This is a genomic window from uncultured Winogradskyella sp. (assembly GCF_947498345.1).
Classification (GTDB): Bacteria; Bacteroidota; Bacteroidia; order Flavobacteriales; family Flavobacteriaceae; genus Winogradskyella.
The window spans coordinates 183,936-199,867 of the sequence record NZ_CANMJY010000004.1 but is presented as its reverse complement, the minus strand read 5'-3'; the positions used below and the strand labels follow the sequence as shown (position 1 = coordinate 199,867).

The following is a 15,932-nucleotide window of genomic DNA, read 5'->3' as shown; positions in this document are numbered from 1 at the left end:
CAAATATATTTAATCCTTGGCTTACTTTTTTCTAAAAAAAGGCAGTAATTTTAGCAGCACAAATTTTGGATATAATTAATATATGACTTCTATAACAACCAAAAATTCTGTAGTTCACTTTAATACTAAGGTATACAAAGAATTGAATACTTATATAAAACACACTAATCCTTCCATTATATTTATCCTTGTAGATACTAATACTCATAATTTTTGTTTGCCAAATTTCTTAGCTCGGTTAGAGTCTGAAGATATTGTAGTTGAAGTTATGGAAATGCCAGAAGGTGAAGACCATAAAACCATTGATATCTGTACTGGTGTATGGGAAGCCTTATCTGAATATAATGCTGATCGTAAAAGTTTACTAATTAATTTAGGAGGAGGTGTTGTTACTGATCTAGGTGGTTTTGTAGCAAGTACTTATATGAGAGGTATAGATTATATTAATGTACCCACCTCTTTATTGGCTATGGTTGATGCTTCTGTAGGTGGAAAAACAGGAGTAGATCTTGGTGTTTTAAAAAATCAAATCGGAGTTGTCAGCGAAGCCAGTATGGTATTAATCGACACTTCTTTTTTAGAAACATTACCACCTAACCAAATGATTTCTGGCTATGCTGAAATGCTTAAACATGGTTTAATATACGATAAAGACTATTGGAAAAGCTTGGTGAATTTTGAAAGTTTAGATATTTCAGAGTTAGATAATCTCATACATGATTCTGTAACTATAAAAAATAAAGTAGTTACTGAGGATCCTAAAGAATTAGGTTTAAGAAAGATTCTCAATTTTGGACATACACTGGGTCATGCTATAGAAAGTTACTTCTTAGGAAATGCTGACAAAACACCATTACTACATGGCGAAGCAATAGCTATAGGAATGATTCTCGAAAGCTATTTATCAAATAAAACACAAGGTTTACCAGATAATGAGCTACAAGATATTACAGAAGGAATTCTAAAAACATTTTCGAAAACAGAAATCAATAAGAACGATCAAGAAATTATTATTGATTTATTAAAACATGATAAAAAGAATAGTCATGGTGTTATAAAATTTGTACTCTTAAAGACCATTGGTGAACCAAAAATTGATTGTCAGGTTAATAACGATTTAATTACCAAAGCTTTTGCATATTATAATAACTTAACTTAAAGATATCGTTCAACGATCACTTGGTTATGATGATTTTCGTGACCAGTAATAATATACCCAAGTGCTCTAACTGAAATCGGTGCACCACTAGCCTCACCTATACACTTTAATTGATTTATTTCAAAACTTTCAAAAAGTGCTATTGTAGCTTGTCGCACCGCTTTATACTCACTTAAAAGATTTTCTAAAGTTCTATTTTTAGTATTTCCGTTTACTACATAATCATCTTGTTCAAAACCTGCTAAAGGAGTAGTATCATGCCTGGCAATACGAAGTGCTCTATAACTAAAAATACGCTCTGTATCTATAATATGTAATAGAATGTCTTTTATTGTCCACTTACCCTCTGCATAAGCATAACTATGCTTTAATGATGGTATCTTTAAATAGAATTCTATATGCTCATCAAGATTACGTTTTAGCCCTTTTACAATATCTATATCTGCTGCATTATCAATATATGACTTGTAGTAAGTATGATATTCGGTAGAATTAAGTTGGTCGGAAATCATGAATGCAAGTTAATAAAAAAGCCCTTAGAACAATTAACTAAGAGCTTCATATATTTATTATATTATTATATTAAAGTTCGTTAAAAATAGTGTGCATTAATCGTTTCTTATCATTAATGCTTTCTTCTAAAGATATCATTGTTTCTGTTCTATAAACTCCCTCAATATCATCTAACATAAAAATGATGTCTTTAGCATGCATTGTATCTTGTGCTCTTATTTTACAAAAAATATTGAATTTCCCAGTTGTAATATGTGCAACCGTAACATATGGAATTTGAGTAATACGCTCTAACACAAACTTGGTTTGCGATGTATTTTGAAGAAAAACACCAACATAAGCAATAAATGAATAACCAAGTTTTTTATAATCTAAAGTCAAAGACGACCCTTTAATGATACCTGCTTCTTCCATTTTTTTAACACGTACATGAACTGTACCAGCAGAAATCAATAATTTTTTTGCAATATCTGTAAACGGAATACGCGTATTATCAATAAGCATATCTAGTATTTGGTGGTCTATTTCATCTAATTTAAACTTTGCCATAAATCAATTATTATTAGTGATAATGCAAAATTAAGACATTTAATTTAAGAAATATGCATAAAAAATCAATTATTTAAAGGTTTTAGTGAGATTTTTTCATTATTTATCATTACGAAATCGATTTCGTTAGTAACTTTTAATGCAGATTTTTCTGATGTGATGAGTAAATTCCCTTTAGCATCAATTTCGCGATGACCAAAATAATAGTCTAATTTTTTAATAGCTTCCACAATAGGTAAAAACTCAATTTTACAGCCGATTAAAGCTTCTTTATATAATATTGCTACATCAGTTAAATTAGGAGACTCTATATTTAGCCTTGCATTTCGTATGATAATATCATAAAACTGTTTATTGTTTTCTGGTATATCAAAATAATTATCATAATCAGATGTGTCAACACCTTCAGCTATAATATACAAACCTTTAAAAGCAGCTAAAAACACTAGACGTCTTACCTCTTCTCTTTGGTAATCATTTGGTAAATGGCCTGCTTCATACAATAGGGTTGGCACACCTAAACTCTGAAACGTATCACCAACACAGTTAAGGTTAAAGCTATCATCATATCGTGCTACTCCATCTGGCATCTCAGTTTGCAGCATATCATTAATCCTCGAAATGATGCGCATAGCTACTTTCCTATTTACTGTCAATGAACAGTTCTGATCTTGTGCAGGTGATAAAAACGAAAGTGTAGCTGACACACTACTTGTTCCTACATTGTATATGGTTCTTTGACCGTGCAAATTAAAACAGTAATCAGGCTTAAAATCGTCAAAAACTGCTCTAAGCACTTTACTTTCTGGCTGCGAAAGCGCTTGTGCATCTCTGTTTAGATCTATGTCATTAGCATTTAAACGCGTATAACGCTCTGCACCATCAGGGTTTAAAATAGGAATTACTAATATGGTGCAACTTTTTAAAATAAAATTAGAAATGTTATTGTTGGTTAAAAAGAGATTAAAACAATCAAATAAAGCTTTAGTAGTTGTAGATTCATTACCATGCATTTGAGACCACAACAATACATTTTTAGATCCTGTACCCAATTTAATACTATAAATAGGTCTGTTTTCTACAGAATAACCCACTGTAGAAATTATAGATTTTGGAAATTTAACCAAGCACTTTTCTATATCAGAATTAGTAATATAACGACCAAATAATTCTGGTGCTTTTACTAAAGAATATAAACTATTTAGATGCTTAGATTTCATTAATGGAATTAATACGTTACAAATGTAATCATTTGTATTTTTACAATTGTAAACAACAAATGTCAACAGAAATGTTACAATGTTATACAGTTATGTATTAATTTTCGTAGTACACAAATATCAATATTAAGGAAAATTTAATTTATAAATTTATTTAAAGTTAAATTATTTAAATTCAGATTTTTACAAACTAAAATCGAACTATAAATTCAACTAATAATAATATATCGTTTAAAATTTTAAATAATCAAGATACTAATGTTTACATTTGTATCGTTATTTATAGATAATTTTAGTTTACAATGGTCAACACCAATGAATTTGCAAAACGACTACAAAAAGTCATCGAGTTTTATGATGAAACGGCTTCTGGTTTTGCTGAAAAAATTGGTGTACAACGCTCTAGTATTTCTCACATTCTCTCAGGAAGAAATAAACCAAGTTTAGATTTTGTAATGAAGGTACTCCACTCCTATCCCGAAGTGGAACTGTATTGGTTATTGAATGGGAAAGGCAATTTCCCAAAAGCCAACCAAATTTCAGAATCACCAAGTTCAAATTTTACGGATACAACTCAAGAAACGTCCCTAAATCAATCAAAAATAGATTATGGCATTGAAAAGATTGTTATCTTTTACAAAGACGGAACATTTAAAAGCTACAAGCCTTAGTTTAATTTGAGTATTCATTATCTTTGCACAAAGGCTAAGAATGAGACGTTTTTTTTCACTTTTACTACTAATAACAGTATTTAGTTGCTATGACACAGAGCGGAACTGCAACGCGTTTAAAACTGGTGAATTTGAGTTTGATTACACCATAAACGGTGTTAAAAAAACTGGGCGATTTATCCGTACAGAAACTTTAAATATTGATTATTACGAAAATAACATTGATACATCTACAGTACGCTGGATAAATGACTGCGAGTTTATTCTTAAGAAATTAAACCCAAAAACCAATGCCGAAAAAGATGCTATACATATGAAAATATTATCAACTAGTGGCACATCGTCTTATACTTTTGAATATAAACTAGTAGTAAATAAACCAAATCGACCACAACGAATAGAAAAAGGTGTGGCTTATAAGATAAACTGAATACCATGTTAGACTTTCTATTGACCTCTGACGCTATAATAGCATTGATTACGCTAACGTTTTTAGAGATCATTCTTGGTATCGATAATATTGTATTTATATCTATTGCTGCAAATAAACTTCCTGAAAAGCAACGAAGCAAAGCTACCAATATTGGTCTGGTGCTAGCTATGGTACAACGTATTGTTCTTTTGTTTTTTGTTTCCTTTTTAATAGGATTAAGTGAACCTTTCTATGCCTTAGAGTCTAACTGGTTAAAAATTGCTATTAGTTGGCAGGCAATTATTCTATTTACTGGCGGTTTGTTTTTGATTTATAAAAGTACATCTGAAATAAGAGAAAAAGTAGAAAGTCCATCTCATGACGAAGAGGGTATAAAATCTAAAGTTATAAAATCATTATCCCAAGCGATTACTCAAATTTTAATCATTGATTTCATTTTCTCAGTAGATTCTATCCTTACAGCTGTTGGAATGACTAATGGTTTACACCCTAACCATAATTATACGCTGGTGCTTATGATTATTGCAGTTATGATTTCTATTGCAGTTATGATTGGTTTTGCCAACCCCATACGTAAGTTTATAGACCGTAATCCGAGCATGCAAATCTTAGGTTTAGCCTTTTTAATTCTCATAGGTTTTATGCTTATTACTGAAGCTGCCCACTTATCGCACACAGAATTCTTTGGAAAATCAGTAGGTGCTATCCCTAAAGGCTATTTGTATTTTGCAATAGCATTCTCATTGTTTGTAGAGTTTTTGAATCATAGAACCAGGAAAATAAAGTAACCTCAATTTAGTCCATTACAAATTTAAATCCCGCTGAAATTATACTCGAACTCAAAGTGTTATCCCTATCGTAATACGTATATTTTAAGTCAATACTTTTTAATCCAATTTTCCAAATATGGAGTTTGGTAAAAATGTCAGTATAAGTTAATCCAAAACTAAATTGATTTGCACTGTATTTAGACAAGTCAAAATCTGAAGTATAATAATCACTGGTTGAAAGATGTGCTTCGTATTCGGCAAAATAATCTGCCGCTGTTTGATTATAAAACCTATAAGAAGGATATAATGTAAATTTATTTCCTAATTTTATTGGTAACTCTACACTCGCTGTATGCGATTTAATTCCCCAATCATCAGTGTAATACCTGTAAAACGTTCTTAATACAAAGGTTTCATTTATATAATAATTTAGTCTACCTCCTAAAGCTATTTTTAATCTGGAGTCCGGAAGTCGCTCTATATCATCTGCTAAATGAAAGTTATCTATAAATGAGTCTGCCACATCTCTAAAATACACGCGTTGAAAAGGTGTAGATAAAAGTCCATCTTGCTTTATTACATCAAATAATAAAGCACCTTGAACTCTTTTGGATAGTATTTGTGAAAAGCCCAAACCAATAGCATATGAATTTCTCCCTTCATCTTTAAATTCTTTAAAATCAGGATTGTAATTTGTGTTCCCTGTTATTGTATTTTGAGCAAACAATGAGTTGTTTAATCCATTACCTCCTTCGGCAAACGGCCTTAATTCAGTCGGATAAATAGCACTCCATGTATCTATAAAAATATTAGCGCTTACAGTAAGCTCTGAATTTTTCTCATTAAATAATTTAGTATAACTCCCTCCTGCACCTGCTGAAAAATAATCATACTCAGAAGATACAGATAATTTAGCTGTCCATATATCATTTCTATCATCAGAGCTATGGCTATAAACACCAGTAATATTTCCCCATAGATCAGATTGAGACGCACCAGAACTACTAACAAATGGATCCGCTGAATTACCACCATCAAAAGGATCTACATTACTTGAAGAGGCCGAAGTATAAGCTGAGATTCCTGCATCAATAGTTAAAACATCATCGTCGTTCAATGGAATAGATACAATAAAAGCTGCGGTAACATCTGTTAGTTCTTCGGTTCCTATTCCACCACTAACTGCAGCATTATCACCATCTTGCGAGTAATAGCTGGTAAGAAAATCAATTTCTGAAGTTTCTAAAACTCTCTTTTTATAAACTTGTGTTGAATCTTGAGATTGCCCTAAAACAAACTGCACTGATATTATAGCTACAACTAAACTTAATACTTTCAAATCTCTTTATCTAATTTTAGTTACAACCACAACCACCACCAGTTTTACCACCATTTGCACCTACTGCAGCCTCTCTATAGGAATGGAAAGTAGAAATGTTTCTATCTGATTTTTTAGCAGTCAAAATCATATCCGGATCATTCAGATTTACTTTTTCATACTCTTTTACTACAGTGCAAGATGTTAAGAATAGAACACACATTATTAATATTATACATTTTTTAGTCATCTGAATTAATTTTTATATTATGAGATGTGAAAATATTACCGTCATCATCAATAATTATACATTCTATATTTGGTAATTGGTTTATTCTATTTAATCCAACGTCTTTACCCATAACAAAAACTGAGGTAGCCAAAGCATCAGCCAATTCAGCTTTAGGGGCAAATACAGTAACACTAATAATCCCAGTGGACGGGTAACCTGTTCTGGGATCTATGATATGCGAATAGCGCTTACCGTCAAACATAACATGTTTTTCATAGTTACCAGATGTTACCACTGATCCATTAGTTATAGGTAATATTGCAAAGGCTTTAGATTTGTTTAAAGGATTTGTTATTGCCACTTTCCATTCCTCACCATTGGTTTGCCTTCCCCAAGTATTCATATCTCCAGAGGCATTAATAATGCCAGAAACGGCACCTTTTTTTATAAGTAATGCTTTTGCTTTATCTGCAGCATAGCCTTTACCTATAGCTCCAAAACCAATTTTCATTCCTTTGTGTTTTAGAAAAACAGATTTATCTGAAGCATTAAGAATGACATTATTATAATCTACTTTCTCCACAGAAGCTTTTATATCAGAATCTTCAGGCATCTTTTTCATACTTCCATCAAACTTCCATATTTTATCCATAGAAGCATATGAGATATCAAACGCACCATCTGTTAGCTTTGAGATAGCTATAGAACGTTCTATAAGATCAAAAAGTTCTTTATCTACTTTTACGGCCTTAATACCAGCATTTCTATTAATATTAGATGTTTGCGAACTAGAGTCCCATGAAGAAATCAACTTCTCTATTCTTGTAATTTCAGCAACAGCCGTATCGATATACGCATTTGCAACTAATGAGTCTTTAGCAATTATTGTAATATCAAAACGGCTGCCCATGAGTTTTAATATACGTTTGTGAGTTACTTGAGCAGAAACTGATATACTAAAAAAAAGTATAAAAATAAGTATGGCTGTCTTTTTCAAGTTTTTAGTTTTTAAAAGATTCTAAAATATCTATATACACTTTTGGAGTCGTCTTTTTATACCCTGTACTTCCCAATACATTACCATTTGCATCCATAACAACAACATAAGGGAAATAGCCATTTCTATTATAAACCTCAGCCAGTTTGTCATTATGTTTTTGTTGTGTTTCGCTTAGAGCATTTTTTTTTCGTTTAGGAAAATCTGCTTTAAGCATCACAAAGTGCTCTTTAGCATAGCTTATAAACTCATCTGTATGCCAAATTTCTTTGTCTAATTTAATACATGGAGCGCACCAATCAGATCCTTGAAAAACTAATATAATTTTCTTGTTATTTTCTTTTGCTGAAGATTTGGCTTCATCAAAATCGGTAATCCATTCTTGTGAAAAGCTAAAAAATGGTAGCAATAAAGCTATTACAACAATAAAGTAATGTTTCATTTAGATAAAGTGTGATGGTGTACTTTTATTAACGACCAATTACTTATTGAAGTATGCAATTAACAAAAGTTTATTAAAATAAAGTCACCTGACCTTTATCATCAATATCCAAATCCTCCTCATCATCATTGTTTAACGAAGTATTTTCGTTTGGCTTTTCCTCTTGCCCGGAATCTTTAGAGACTTCTAAATCTACAGAAACTGTTTGTTCGCCCACTACTTCTAATTCGTCAGCATGGACTTCTTCTGGCGCTTCATATGGCAATGGATCTAATAAACTAACTTGATTGATTTTATCTTTGGTTAATTGGTTACCTAACGCGTTAATTCCTTTAATAGCTATAAATGCTTCAAGATCAACCACCATGTTTGGCTTTCGGTCTTTGCCTCGCTCTTTAGTAAACTCCACTTCTGCCATTGGTCGCCAATGTGTAGAAACGATTTCTAATTGCGAGTCTGGATGGTCCGAAATAAAGGACTCCTCTTTTCCTTCTTGTTCAATTAAAAAGCGTTTCACGTAGTAACGTTCCTTTTCACCATCGAAATAAATTGCAGAAATAGGTTTCTTAGGCACCCATTTTTCTAGCACAATCATATCACTGTCAAAATGTGTGGTCAATTCTGGTATAATAGTTTTTGCGACACCAGATTGTGTAATAACCAAAAGTCGGTCTTCCCCTCTAAATTCACCAATTAATTCTCCGCGTTCATCAACATTAAGTCGCTGTACAGCATCATCAAACCAGATTTTACGAGGCTTTAAAGTAGACACGCCCTTTTCTTTAAGCTCTATACGTTTTACAGAATATTTTGTAACCAAATTTCCTTTTGACGATCTACCTTTTATAATAATATCAGCAAAATCGAGGTCCCATTTTAGTTTTTTAATACTTCCGACCTGACGCAACAATATAGTAACCACTTCGGCTTCACCATTAGGATTTGCAGAGAAATACCATACAACAGAGTTTTTGTTTCCATTGGTTAAATCGTATTCTCTATCGCGTGTTATACTAGTAACAGCAAAACGTTTTACATAAGAAGGACCGCCTTTACCATCACGGTAAATCATGTTGTAAATAGTACGCTTATCCTTTTTCTTAAATACGGCCACATGGATAATATTCTTGCCGATAAAAGTTTTAGAATCTACTTTAGTCACCATCATTTTACCCTCTTTGGTAAAAACAATAATATCATCTATATCGCTACAATCACAAACATATTCATCTCTACGTAATGATGTTCCGATAAAACCTTCTTCTCTATTGACATAAAGTTTCGTATTTCGGATAACCACTTTAGTAGCGTCAACATCTTCAAAAACGCGAAGCTCGGTGTTACGCTCTTTACCTTCACCATAATCTTTTTTAAGTCTTTCAAAATATGCAATAGCATATGCAATAAGATTGGCAAGATGGTGCTTAACTTCTGCGATTTGATCTTCTAAAGCATCTATCTTTTGTTGCGCCTTATCTATATCGAATTTTGAAATACGCTTAATCCTTATCTCAGTTAGTCTAGCAATATCATCTTCAGTAACTTTACGCTTCAAGTGTTTAACATAAGGTTGAAGTCCCTTATCAATAGCCTTAATGACACCTTCCCAGGTTTCTTCCTCTTCTATGTCGCGATAAATTCTGTTCTCAATAAAAATGCGTTCAAGTGAAGCAAAATGCCATTGTTCTTCAAACTCGCCTAGTTTTATTTCTAACTCTTGCTTTAAAAGCTGAACTGTATTATCCGTAGAACGACGCAACATTTCTGAAACACCTACAAAAAATGGTTTGTTATCCTCAATAACACAACCTAATGGCGAAATTGACGTTTCACAATTAGTAAAGGCATACAAAGCATCAATGGTTTTATCTGGTGATAATCCTGATGGCAAGTGAATTAATATCTCTACTTCGGCAGCTGTATTATCTTCAATCTTTTTGATCTTTATTTTACCTTTATCATTGGCTTTTAAAATTGAATCAATTAATGAAGATGTTGTAGTCCCAAAAGGAATTTCAGTAATAGTGAGCGTATTCTTATCTTTTTGGGCAATCTTTGCTCTAACCCTTACTTTGCCACCACGCAGACCATCGTTATAGTTGGTTATATCTGCAATACCTGCTGTAGGGAAATCTGGATATATCGTAAATCGTTTTCCTTTTAAATGTTTTACAGATGCGTCAATAAGCTCAATAAAGTTATGAGGCAAAATCTTAGTAGACAACCCTACAGCTATACCCTCTCCACCTTGGGCTAAAAGCAGAGGGAACATTACTGGTAGATTGATAGGCTCTTTTCGTCTGCCATCGTAAGAAGCCTGCCATTCTGTAATCTTTGGATTGTAAACTACGTCTAAAGCAAATTTAGATAATCGTGCTTCTATATAACGTGATGCTGCTGCTCTATCCCCTGTTAATATATTTCCCCAATTCCCTTGGGTATCAATCAGTAAATCTTTTTGACCAATCTGCACCATAGCGTCTGCTATACTCGCATCTCCATGAGGATGGTACTGCATAGTATGCCCTACAATATTTGCCACCTTATTATAGCGACCATCATCCAGATCCTTCATAGAATGCATAATACGACGTTGTACTGGCTTAAAACCATCCTCTATAGCTGGTACAGCACGTTCTAAAATTACATAAGATGCGTAATCTAAAAACCAATCTTTATACATTCCTGTAACCTTTGTAATTGTTTCCTGGTTACCGTTGTCTTCATTCAACATTTCATCATGTTCTTCTGTCATCTATCCTTGTTTAAGCTTAAGCTTTCTGTTTGCTTTTATTGTTTTACTAAGTGATTGCTTTACATATTTTAACTTCTTTGGTTTTAGAAGCGTAACGTTAAAGCGTTCTTTTCTTTTTTTTCCTTCATAAGTCTTAATTAAAACCACCAAAGACTTATAAATAATATAATTATTTATCTTAAACCCTACCAGTTGTTGCCTTGTAAACTCTACCTTATTTTCCCTGTAGTTGATATATTCTGTTAGAATGAGTCCTTTATTTAGTATTATAATTTTAGCACCATCACTATCATATTCAAAATAACCAGCAATAGAGTGGAAAAGCACTAATGAGACAAACAATCCTAAAGCTATAAAGAACGTACTATCAGTAAAAAATTCAAATGATTTAAAGATCGTTACCAATAGTATAGCAAAGACTATCAATATAAAATAGATAGAAACAACCGTATTCTTCACCTTTCTATTATCAGTTCTCATACAGCGTCTTCTATGACATCAAGTTCAACCTTAAGATTTTCAATAATAAATTCTTGTCTTGTTGGTGTGTTTTTCCCCATATAAAAGGATAACAATTCCTCTATAGACATATCCTTATCTAACATTACAGGGTCTAAACGTATATCTTCTCCAATAAAATGTTTAAACTCATCTGGTGAGATTTCACCTAAACCTTTAAATCGCGTAATTTCTGGCTTTGGCTTTAATTTTTCTATGGCTTCAATACGCTCAGCTTCAGAATAACAATAAATGGTTTCCTTTTTATTGCGCACTCTAAATAATGGTGTTTGAAGTATATACAAATGTCCTTCTTTTATAACTTCAGGGAAGAATTGTAAAAAGAATGTAATTAACAATAATCGAATATGCATACCATCTACATCGGCATCAGTAGCAATAACCACATTATTATATCTTAAATCTTCTAAAGATTCTTCAATATTTAAAGCCGCTTGTAGTAAATTGAATTCCTCATTTTCGTAAACAATCTTTTTGCTTAATCCATAACTGTTCAATGGTTTTCCTTTTAGACTGAAAACCGCCTGCGTATTAACATCTCTTGATTTTGTAATACTTCCTGATGCTGAATCTCCTTCTGTAATAAACAAAGTTGTATCTAAATAACCATCTTTTTTAGTATCACCGAAATGAATACGACAATCGCGTAATTTCTTATTATGTAAGCTTGCTTTTTTAGCCCTATCCTTAGCTAACTTTCTAATTCCAGATAATTCCTTACGCTCACGTTCTGCTTGAAGAATTTTACGCTGAATCTTTTCTGCCGTATCTGGATTTTTATGTAGATAATTATCTAAATAGGTTTTTATAAAGTCATTGATATAAGTTCTTACAGTTGGCAAATCGCCGCCCATATCTGTTGAACCTAACTTAGTTTTTGTCTGACTTTCAAAAACAGGCTCCATAACTTTTATAGCAATTGCAGAAACAATGGATTTTCTAATGTCTGAAGCATCATAATTTTTTCCATAAAACTCTCTTACGGTTTTTACAACCCCTTCTCTAAATGCTGCAAGATGCGTTCCTCCTTGTGTTGTATTCTGACCATTTACAAACGAATGATACTCTTCACTATACTGCGTCTTACTATGTGTCAGTGCTATTTCTATATCATCACCTCTAAGATGAATTATAGGATATAGCAAGTCTGTTTCATTTATGTTTTCGGATAAGAGGTCTTTTAATCCATTTTCACTAAAGTACTTTTCCCCATTAAAAACTATAGTTAATCCTGGATTAAGATATACATAGTTTTTTAGCATTTTTATGACATACTCATTACGGTACTTATAATTTTTAAAAATACTATCGTCCGGAATAAAAGTTACCTTAGTTCCTTTTCGTCTGCTGGTTTCATCTAAGAGTTCTTCATTAGTAAGATTACCTTGCTCAAACTCTGCTGAAGCAGATTTACCATCTCTAGTAGATTCTACTCTAAAGTAATTAGACAATGCATTTACCGCCTTAGTACCAACACCATTAAGACCAACAGATTTTTTAAAGGCTTTAGAATCGTACTTTCCACCAGTATTCATCTTAGACACTACATCTACAACTTTACCAAGTGGAATACCTCGACCATAATCACGTACAATAACACGCTCTCCTTGTATAGAAATTTCAATGGTTTTACCTGCACCCATTACAAACTCGTCGATAGAGTTGTCGAGTACTTCTTTTAGGAGGATATAAATGCCATCATCTGGAGACGAGCCATCACCCAATTTTCCGATATACATACCAGGTCGCATTCTGATATGCTCTTTCCAATCGAGTGAGCGAATATTAGCTTCAGTATAGTTAGTCTGTTCTGCCATAGAAATTAGGACGAAAAATTAGATAGAACGCTAATATAAGACTATACCTTAAAAAATGAAATATGGTTTTAGTAAAGTAATTAACAAGTTATCAGTAGTTAAAAATATACAATCTTTGCATATTGCAAACTATGGAATTTAGAGAGGAATAATTTTGAAAATGAAAGACTAAACGGAGAATTATATTATCATTAAGTTTTGGTCTTATCTGCAATATTATTTTCTTAAAAAATATAAACTTAAAACTTTAGAAATTCTGTAATTAAATCGTATTCTCTGTATCCATTTAAAATAGTACAAAACAAACAGAAGAGCGTAATAGGAATAAAAAACCGTTTTACTTTAATATCCAGAACATAGGTCAAAAAAAGATGAAGATAAAGGTTGTTAAGGAAAAATGTAAAGCTTAAATCAAAAACTTCATTTCTACCAAAGACAATCTGAACCAATTCTTGTATAACAAACATTGGCAGCATTGCTGCACAAGCTATAATTGCACTACCTATAAAAGACACATCATTAAGCTTATTTAATTTAGGAAACTTATTTGACTCAATAGATGCAATGAAAAGCATAAGTAATATAAATTTCTATACTATAGATTAAAAACTTTTAAGTGTAAACCCAAATGTCAAAAACTGATCCCCTTCTTCTTGATTTTTAATAACTATACTTTCGTACATCTGAAGGTAATTGATCTTAAAACTCAAAAACTTCCATAAAGGGAATTCTGCACTTAAATCTGCACGCCATCTGTAATTATCGCCCTGAGATAGTGAAGGCTGAAAGTAACTTTCGTGTTTTAACACTACTTTTTTCTTAAATAATTCGTATTTACCGCTAAGCCAAAGTGTTCCCCGAAATGTATTTATAGTTTCACTTCCATTAAAATCCGCGTTATTAAACACACTACTTTTAAAATCAGTTTCTTCGTACTCAAAAGTTAATGAAGCCTTTAGCCAATGTTTTTTCTGTTTAATGATTTGATATGTTGCTCCTGCACCAACGAGATAGCGAAATTCTATTTCTCTACGAAAATTGGTGCTTACAAAACCTAATACTTGTGGGTAGAGTCTTTGCTCTGGATTAAAATACAAAAAGTTAAGGCTTAAAAAATCTGAATCCGCTTTTTCTTTTCCAAATTCTTGATATACATAAGAATTTGTGTTTTTATACACCCATTTTTTCCAGGGCTTAACACTAAAATCTGTACGGCCTCTAAAAATTAAGGTTTCGACATTACCGTCTTGCCACAAACCAGTTAACGATAAATTAGCTTTAACATTTAATGAATCACTCTCATTGATTTGACCAAAAAGACAATAAGGAAAAACCAAAAACCAATATAAGTACTTTTTCATCTCAACTTGTTTAAATTGAAATTAAACCTTAAGCTCTAAAAGGTTTTACACATTGAACAAGAAATGCATTACATCACCATCTTTAACAATGTAATTCTTTCCTTCAACACGCATTTTACCAGCTTCTTTAACTTTATTTTCGCTACCATATTCTACATAGTCGTTATAGCCAATAACCTCGGCTCTAATAAAGCCTTTTTCAAAATCGGTATGAATAACTCCTGCAGCTTGTGGTGCTGTTGCACCGATAGTTACGGTCCAGGCTCTTACTTCTTTTACACCAGCTGTAAAATAGGTTTGTTGATTTAAAAGCTTATAAGCTGAACGTATTAGTTTTGCAGAACCTGGCTCTTCTAAACCGATATCCTGAAGAAACATTTGGCGTTCTTCATAATCATCTAACTCATTAATATCGGCCTCTGTACCTACAGCTAAAACCAAAACTTCTGCGTTTTCATCCTTAACCGTTTCCCTTACTTTGTCCACATAAGCATTACCTGTGGTTGCTGCTCCTTCATCAACGTTACACACATACATTACTGGCTTATCAGTAATAAATTGCGAGGGTTTAACATACTCTGCATAATCTTCGTCCGAAAATTCTAAAGCCCTAACCGACACACCAGATTCTAAACCCTCTTTGATTTTAAGCAAAACAGCCTCTTCTTTCTGCGCTTCTTTATTTCCTGTTTTAGCAGCACGCTTTACTTTATCTAGTTTCTTCTCTGCCGTTTCCAGATCTTTTAGCTGTAATTCCATATCAATGGTTTCCTTATCTCTAATAGGATCTATAGAACCATCTACATGTACGATATTGTCGTTATCAAAACAACGTAATACATGCAAAATCGCATCAGTTTCTCTAATATTGGCTAAGAACTGATTTCCCAAGCCCTCACCTTTACTGGCGCCTTTTACTAAACCTGCAATATCAACAATTTCTACTGTTGCTGGTATCACTTTTTCTGGGTTGACCAATGCTTCTAGCTTAGCCAATCTTGGGTCTGGCACATTTACCACACCAATATTTGGTTCTATGGTACAAAACGGAAAATTAGCACTTTGCGCTTTGGCATTAGACAAACAGTTAAATAAGGTTGATTTTCCTACGTTGGGTAATCCTACAATTCCAGCTTTCATAATATTTCCCGCGAAGGCGGGAATCTTTTTAATTAG

Annotated in this window: 17 protein-coding genes; 4 read left to right on the top strand and 13 right to left on the bottom strand. The window is 32.6% G+C overall.

The window, feature by feature from the left end; genetic code table 11:
- The first annotated feature begins 82 nt into the window (after positions 1-82).
- The gene (aroB, locus tag Q0912_RS07380) at positions 83-1,159 is read left to right on the top strand and encodes a 3-dehydroquinate synthase (protein ID WP_299113585.1); all 1,077 of its coding nucleotides are present in this window, start codon (positions 83-85) and stop codon (positions 1,157-1,159) included.
- Here aroB and Q0912_RS07375 read toward each other — a convergent pair.
- The 3 genes from Q0912_RS07375 to Q0912_RS07365 form a co-directional block, all read right to left on the bottom strand.
- Positions 1,156-1,671, bottom strand: a complete 516-nt coding sequence (locus Q0912_RS07375; RefSeq protein ID WP_299113583.1) for a DinB family protein — start codon at positions 1,669-1,671, stop codon at positions 1,156-1,158. The two genes, aroB and Q0912_RS07375, sit on opposite strands and share 4 nt — an antisense overlap.
- Positions 1,672-1,741: 70 nt before the next feature.
- The gene (locus Q0912_RS07370; RefSeq protein ID WP_299113581.1) at positions 1,742-2,221 is read right to left on the bottom strand and encodes a winged helix-turn-helix transcriptional regulator; all 480 of its coding nucleotides are present in this window, start codon (positions 2,219-2,221) and stop codon (positions 1,742-1,744) included.
- Between the two features lie 65 nt (positions 2,222-2,286).
- Complete coding sequence (locus Q0912_RS07365) at positions 2,287-3,441, bottom strand: M14 metallopeptidase family protein (RefSeq protein ID WP_299113579.1); 1,155 nt, start codon at positions 3,439-3,441, stop codon at positions 2,287-2,289.
- A gap of 302 nt (positions 3,442-3,743) precedes the next feature.
- On the opposite strand from Q0912_RS07365, the gene Q0912_RS07360 reads away from it, so the two are divergent.
- From Q0912_RS07360 to Q0912_RS07350, 3 genes are read left to right on the top strand one after another with little or no spacing between them, the layout of a single operon-like run.
- On the top strand, positions 3,744-4,112 hold the full coding sequence (locus tag Q0912_RS07360; RefSeq protein WP_299113577.1) for a helix-turn-helix transcriptional regulator: 369 nt from the start codon (positions 3,744-3,746) through the stop codon (positions 4,110-4,112).
- 40 nt (positions 4,113-4,152) lie between these two features.
- Entirely contained in the window at positions 4,153-4,542 is a 390-nt protein-coding gene (locus Q0912_RS07355) for a hypothetical protein (protein ID WP_299113575.1), read from the top strand.
- A gap of 5 nt (positions 4,543-4,547) precedes the next feature.
- Positions 4,548-5,333 carry a TerC family protein gene (locus Q0912_RS07350; protein ID WP_299113573.1) on the top strand — a complete coding sequence of 262 codons (786 nt, stop codon included), beginning with the start codon at positions 4,548-4,550 and terminating at the stop codon, positions 5,331-5,333.
- A 7-nt stretch (positions 5,334-5,340) separates the two neighbouring features.
- On the opposite strand, the gene Q0912_RS07345 is transcribed toward Q0912_RS07350, so the two are convergent.
- From Q0912_RS07345 to ychF, 10 genes are all read right to left on the bottom strand, one after another.
- Entirely contained in the window at positions 5,341-6,654 is a 1,314-nt protein-coding gene (locus Q0912_RS07345; RefSeq protein ID WP_299113571.1) for a DUF3570 domain-containing protein, read from the bottom strand.
- 16 nt (positions 6,655-6,670) lie between these two features.
- Positions 6,671-6,883 (bottom strand): DUF4266 domain-containing protein, encoded by a 213-nt coding sequence (locus tag Q0912_RS07340; protein ID WP_299113569.1) that lies wholly within the window; start codon positions 6,881-6,883, stop codon positions 6,671-6,673.
- Positions 6,876-7,862 (bottom strand): FAD:protein FMN transferase, encoded by a 987-nt coding sequence (locus Q0912_RS07335; RefSeq protein WP_299113567.1) that lies wholly within the window; start codon positions 7,860-7,862, stop codon positions 6,876-6,878. Before Q0912_RS07335 ends, Q0912_RS07340 begins: the two co-directional genes overlap by 8 nt.
- Before the next feature lie 4 nt (positions 7,863-7,866).
- Positions 7,867-8,304 carry a thioredoxin family protein gene (locus Q0912_RS07330; RefSeq protein WP_299113565.1) on the bottom strand — a complete coding sequence of 146 codons (438 nt, stop codon included), beginning with the start codon at positions 8,302-8,304 and terminating at the stop codon, positions 7,867-7,869.
- A gap of 73 nt (positions 8,305-8,377) precedes the next feature.
- Positions 8,378-11,059: a DNA gyrase/topoisomerase IV subunit A gene (locus tag Q0912_RS07325; protein ID WP_299113563.1), complete on the bottom strand. Its 2,682-nt coding sequence runs from the start codon at positions 11,057-11,059 to the stop codon at positions 8,378-8,380.
- The gene (locus tag Q0912_RS07320) at positions 11,060-11,539 is read right to left on the bottom strand and encodes a hypothetical protein (protein WP_299113561.1); all 480 of its coding nucleotides are present in this window, start codon (positions 11,537-11,539) and stop codon (positions 11,060-11,062) included.
- Positions 11,536-13,395 carry a DNA topoisomerase IV subunit B gene (locus tag Q0912_RS07315; RefSeq protein ID WP_299113559.1) on the bottom strand — a complete coding sequence of 620 codons (1,860 nt, stop codon included), beginning with the start codon at positions 13,393-13,395 and terminating at the stop codon, positions 11,536-11,538. The genes Q0912_RS07320 and Q0912_RS07315 overlap by 4 nt, the downstream gene beginning before the upstream one ends.
- A 239-nt stretch (positions 13,396-13,634) precedes the next feature.
- Positions 13,635-13,970 (bottom strand): hypothetical protein, encoded by a 336-nt coding sequence (locus Q0912_RS07310; RefSeq protein WP_299113557.1) that lies wholly within the window; start codon positions 13,968-13,970, stop codon positions 13,635-13,637.
- Positions 13,971-13,997: 27 nt separating this feature from the next.
- The gene (locus Q0912_RS07305) at positions 13,998-14,756 is read right to left on the bottom strand and encodes a DUF481 domain-containing protein (protein ID WP_299113555.1); all 759 of its coding nucleotides are present in this window, start codon (positions 14,754-14,756) and stop codon (positions 13,998-14,000) included.
- 45 nt (positions 14,757-14,801) lie between these two features.
- Positions 14,802-15,896 carry a redox-regulated ATPase YchF gene (gene ychF, locus Q0912_RS07300; RefSeq protein WP_299113553.1) on the bottom strand — a complete coding sequence of 365 codons (1,095 nt, stop codon included), beginning with the start codon at positions 15,894-15,896 and terminating at the stop codon, positions 14,802-14,804.
- Positions 15,897-15,932 lie beyond the last annotated feature (36 nt).

Coding starts and splice junctions, on each gene's coding strand:
- aroB (WP_299113585.1), top strand. CDS start 83: ATGACTTCTATAACAACCAAAAATTCTGTAGTTCACTTTAATACTAAG.
- Q0912_RS07375 (WP_299113583.1), bottom strand. CDS start 1,671: ATGATTTCCGACCAACTTAATTCTACCGAATATCATACTTACTACAAG.
- Q0912_RS07370 (WP_299113581.1), bottom strand. CDS start 2,221: ATGGCAAAGTTTAAATTAGATGAAATAGACCACCAAATACTAGATATG.
- Q0912_RS07365 (WP_299113579.1), bottom strand. CDS start 3,441: ATGAAATCTAAGCATCTAAATAGTTTATATTCTTTAGTAAAAGCACCA.
- Q0912_RS07360 (WP_299113577.1), top strand. CDS start 3,744: ATGGTCAACACCAATGAATTTGCAAAACGACTACAAAAAGTCATCGAG.
- Q0912_RS07355 (WP_299113575.1), top strand. CDS start 4,153: ATGAGACGTTTTTTTTCACTTTTACTACTAATAACAGTATTTAGTTGC.
- Q0912_RS07350 (WP_299113573.1), top strand. CDS start 4,548: ATGTTAGACTTTCTATTGACCTCTGACGCTATAATAGCATTGATTACG.
- Q0912_RS07340 (WP_299113569.1), bottom strand. CDS start 6,883: ATGACTAAAAAATGTATAATATTAATAATGTGTGTTCTATTCTTAACA.
- Q0912_RS07330 (WP_299113565.1), bottom strand. CDS start 8,304: ATGAAACATTACTTTATTGTTGTAATAGCTTTATTGCTACCATTTTTT.
- Q0912_RS07325 (WP_299113563.1), bottom strand. CDS start 11,059: ATGACAGAAGAACATGATGAAATGTTGAATGAAGACAACGGTAACCAG.
- Q0912_RS07320 (WP_299113561.1), bottom strand. CDS start 11,539: ATGAGAACTGATAATAGAAAGGTGAAGAATACGGTTGTTTCTATCTAT.
- Q0912_RS07315 (WP_299113559.1), bottom strand. CDS start 13,395: ATGGCAGAACAGACTAACTATACTGAAGCTAATATTCGCTCACTCGAT.
- Q0912_RS07310 (WP_299113557.1), bottom strand. CDS start 13,970: ATGCTTTTCATTGCATCTATTGAGTCAAATAAGTTTCCTAAATTAAAT.
- Q0912_RS07305 (WP_299113555.1), bottom strand. CDS start 14,756: ATGAAAAAGTACTTATATTGGTTTTTGGTTTTTCCTTATTGTCTTTTT.
- ychF (WP_299113553.1), bottom strand. CDS start 15,896: ATGAAAGCTGGAATTGTAGGATTACCCAACGTAGGAAAATCAACCTTA.